This is a genomic window from Pseudomonas wayambapalatensis (genome assembly GCF_049942315.1).
GTDB classification, from domain to species: Bacteria; Pseudomonadota; Gammaproteobacteria; order Pseudomonadales; family Pseudomonadaceae; genus Aquipseudomonas; species Aquipseudomonas wayambapalatensis.
On the sequence record NZ_JBNFMU010000107.1, the window covers coordinates 1 to 3743 of the forward strand.

The window sequence follows — 3743 nt, forward strand, 5'->3', positions numbered from 1 at the left end:
CTTCGCGGGCAAGCCCGCTCCCACAGATATCGCACAGATCCTGTAGGAGCGGGCTTGCCCGCGAAGGGGCGCGAAGCGGCCCCAACTCATTGATACGCGCCAGTAAAGAGCGCATTGCACTCTGCCATTTGGCTATCAAAGCCCGATCGGCGCTACACTCTGCACCCCGACCGATACAGCCAACACGAGGCTCACGCATGCAGTATCGCGATTTGCGCGACTTTATCCGTGGCCTGGAGCAGCGCGGTGAACTCAAGCGCATCCAGGTTCCTATCTCGCCCGTCCTGGAAATGACCGAAGTCTGCGACCGCACCCTGCGGGCCAAGGGCCCGGCGCTGCTGTTCGAAAAACCCACGGGTTTCGACATTCCGGTACTGGGCAACCTGTTCGGTACTCCCGAGCGTGTGGCCATGGGCATGGGGGCCGAGTCGGTCGGCGAACTGCGTGAAATCGGCAAGTTGCTGGCCTTCCTCAAGGAGCCCGAGCCGCCGAAGGGCCTCAAGGATGCCTGGTCGAAACTGCCGATCTTCAAGAAGGTCGTGTCAATGGCACCCAAGGTGGTCAAGGATGCGGTGTGCCAGGAGGTGGTGGTCGAGGGTGACGATGTCGACCTTTCGCAATTGCCGATCCAGCACTGCTGGCCAGGTGACGTGGCGCCACTGATTACCTGGGGCCTGACGGTCACCCGTGGTCCGAACAAGGATCGCCAGAACCTCGGCATCTATCGCCAGCAGGTCATCGGCCGCAACAAGGTCATCATGCGCTGGCTGAGCCATCGTGGCGGCGCGCTGGATTACCGCGAATGGTGCGAGAAGCACCCGGGCCAGCCGTTCCCGGTGGCCGTCGCGCTGGGTGCAGACCCGGCCACCATCCTTGGCGCCGTGACGCCGGTGCCCGACACCCTCTCCGAGTACGCTTTCGCAGGGCTTCTGCGCGGCAACCGCACCGAGCTGGTCAAGTGCCGCGGCAGCGACCTGCAGGTGCCGGCCACCGCCGAAATCATCCTCGAAGGTGTGATCCATCCGGGTGAAATGGCCCCGGAAGGCCCTTACGGCGACCACACTGGCTACTACAACGAGGTGGACAGCTTCCCGGTGTTCACCATCGAACGCATCACCCATCGGCAAAAGCCGATCTACCACAGCACCTACACCGGCCGGCCGCCAGATGAGCCGGCGATCCTCGGCGTGGCGCTGAACGAAGTGTTCGTGCCGATCCTGCAGAAGCAGTTCCCCGAGATCGTCGACTTCTACCTGCCACCGGAAGGCTGTTCCTACCGCATGGCGGTGGTGACCATGAAAAAGCAATATCCGGGGCACGCCAAGCGCGTGATGCTGGGTGTGTGGTCGTTCCTGCGACAGTTCATGTACACCAAGTTCGTTATCGTCACCGACGACGACGTCAACGCCCGCGACTGGAACGACGTGATCTGGGCCATCACCACGCGCATGGATCCCAAGCGTGATACGGTGATGATCGACAACACGCCGATCGACTACCTCGACTTCGCGTCGCCGGTATCGGGCCTGGGGTCGAAGATGGGCCTGGACGCCACGCACAAGTGGCCGGGCGAGACTACACGCGAATGGGGCCGGGTCATCGTCAAGGACGAGGCCGTTACCCGCCGTATCGATGAGCTGTGGGACCAGTTGGGAATAGATTGATGCAGGTGACCTTGCAGCCGTCCGGCGCGGTGCTGTCCATCGAGCCGGGCGAGAGGATTCTGGATGCCGCGCGGCGCCTGGGCTACGAGTGCCCGAGCAGCTGTCGCAACGGCAATTGCCATGTGTGTGCGGCGTTGCTGGTGGAGGGGCGGGTGCGACAGGACGGTGAAGTTCGCGATCACGGCGAACTGTTCACCTGCATCGCCGAACCGCTGGAAGACTGCGTGCTGCTGTGGGATGGCGTGCTGGCCCTGGGCGAGTTGCCCGTGCGCAAGCTGGCCTGCACTGTCAGCGAGTGCGTCGAGGTCGGCGGGGATGTCTGGCGCGTGCGTCTGCGCGCGCCCGCCGGCAAGCCGCCGCGCTACCACGCCGGGCAATACCTGATGATCGAGCGTGAGGGCGCCGACAAGGCCGCCTTTTCCCTGGCGTCTGCCCCGCATTCGGGCCGTGATCTCGAGCTGCATGTGCTGGCCCGCGAAAGCAGCGCGGTAAAGCTGATCGAGCAGTTGCAGCGCAACGGTATGGCCCGCATCGAGCTACCATTCGGTGACGCACACCTGGCCGAGCTGCCGGACGGGCCGCTGGTGCTGATTGCTGCCGGGACCGGTATGGGCCAGATGCACAGCCTGGTCGAGCATTGCCGCGCCAACGGCTTCAAGCATCCGGTGCACCTTTACTGGGGTGTGCGTCGGCCCGAGGAGTTCTACACCCTCGAGCACTGGGCCGAATGGGAGCGTCTGCCCAACCTGTTCCTGCACAAGGTGGTCAGCGACCTGTGTGGCTGGGAGGGGCGTTGCGGCCTTTTGCACGAGGCAGTGTGCGAGGATATCGCCGACCTGAACAGTGTGCATGTCTATGCCAGCGGTTCACCGAACATGGTCTATGGCACGCTCGATGCGCTGGTCGAGGCGGGCATGGATGCACACCGCATGCGCGCCGACGTGTTTGCCTACGCTCCACGCGGCTGAGTAACTAGGTCTTCATGAGCGCCTGCGGCGCGCTGCAATGGCGCGCCGTGATTAATAACCAAAGTTATCGTCGTCGATTATAAGCGGTGAATTATTACTCGCCGGGTTAATAACTTTTACTATGCTTATAACAACACTTTCCAGTCGTCGGTATCGCGCGTGAAACTTTGCCAAAAGGGGTTGAGGTTTCGCCGTCATATGTCTTACGGTAGGCACATCGTCATCAACCTCTTGCGGTACAGGCCCCGCAGCATTGGGTGCGGGCTCGCAGGCGAAGGCGTCGATCGCAACACAGCTCTCCGGTAGTTACACAGGAAATAATGGCGGCAGCCTATGTCGGCACTTGAAAGTTCTTCGTGGCAGGTTTCCTATCCTCCGTCGCTCGACTTCGGTCAACAACTGACCCCTGAGCAATTGCAGCACTCCATGACAACGACCATGTCCCGTCATGACGGTGGGCCTGTGTGGTTGTTCGCCTATGGTTCGTTGATCTGGCGTCCGGAGTGCAACTCGGTAGAGCGCCAGCGTGCGCGGGTGCACGGTTATCATCGTGGGCTTTACCTGTGGTCCCATGAGCACCGCGGCACACCGGAATGCCCGGGGCTGGTGTTCGGCCTGGATCGTGGAGGGTCGTGCAGCGGCTTTGCTTACCGCCTGGACGAGAGCTGCCTGGACGACTCGCTGATGGCCCTGTGGCAGCGGGAGATGCCCTATCCGGCCTATCGCCCGCATTGGCTGACCTGCCGACTCGATGACGGCAGCAAGGTGCAGGCCTTGGGCTTTGTGCTCGAGCGTCACTTGCCGTGCTATGCCGGCAACCTGCCGGACACCCTGTTCAGCCAGATTCTGGCCAGTGCCAAGGGGCGTTACGGCACCACGCGGGAGTATGTGGAGCAGACGCTCAACGCCTTGCGCAGCCACCAGATGCCTGATCGGGGGCTGGAGGCGCGGTTTCAGCGCTGCCATAACCTGCGCGAGGTTTGACTGCGCTGGCCTAGTAGAGGGGGGGAAGGGGCCCACAGGAGAAGGAAAAGATGGAAGGAGGGGAGTGTCCTATAAAAAAGGAGCACCCAAACAACCCGCCACCAACCCCACACCTCCCCCCCCCCAC

3 protein-coding genes are annotated in these 3743 nt (G+C 62.5%); all 3 read left to right on the top strand.

What is annotated here, in order from left to right; all coding sequences use genetic code 11:
- Positions 1-197: 197 nt before the first annotated feature.
- The 3 genes from ubiD (at position 198) to ACPZMI_RS05140 (ending at position 3616) form a co-directional block, all read left to right on the top strand.
- Positions 198-1664, top strand: coding sequence for a 4-hydroxy-3-polyprenylbenzoate decarboxylase (ubiD, locus tag ACPZMI_RS05130; protein ID WP_186669884.1), 1467 nt, complete (start codon positions 198-200; stop codon positions 1662-1664).
- The gene (locus ACPZMI_RS05135) at positions 1664-2632 is read left to right on the top strand and encodes a CDP-6-deoxy-delta-3,4-glucoseen reductase (RefSeq protein ID WP_186669883.1); all 969 of its coding nucleotides are present in this window, start codon (positions 1664-1666) and stop codon (positions 2630-2632) included. Before ubiD ends, ACPZMI_RS05135 begins: the two co-directional genes overlap by 1 nt.
- A gap of 333 nt (positions 2633-2965) precedes the next feature.
- Positions 2966-3616: a gamma-glutamylcyclotransferase gene (locus tag ACPZMI_RS05140; RefSeq protein WP_065861755.1), complete on the top strand. Its 651-nt coding sequence runs from the start codon at positions 2966-2968 to the stop codon at positions 3614-3616.
- The last annotated feature ends 127 nt before the right edge of the window (positions 3617-3743 follow it).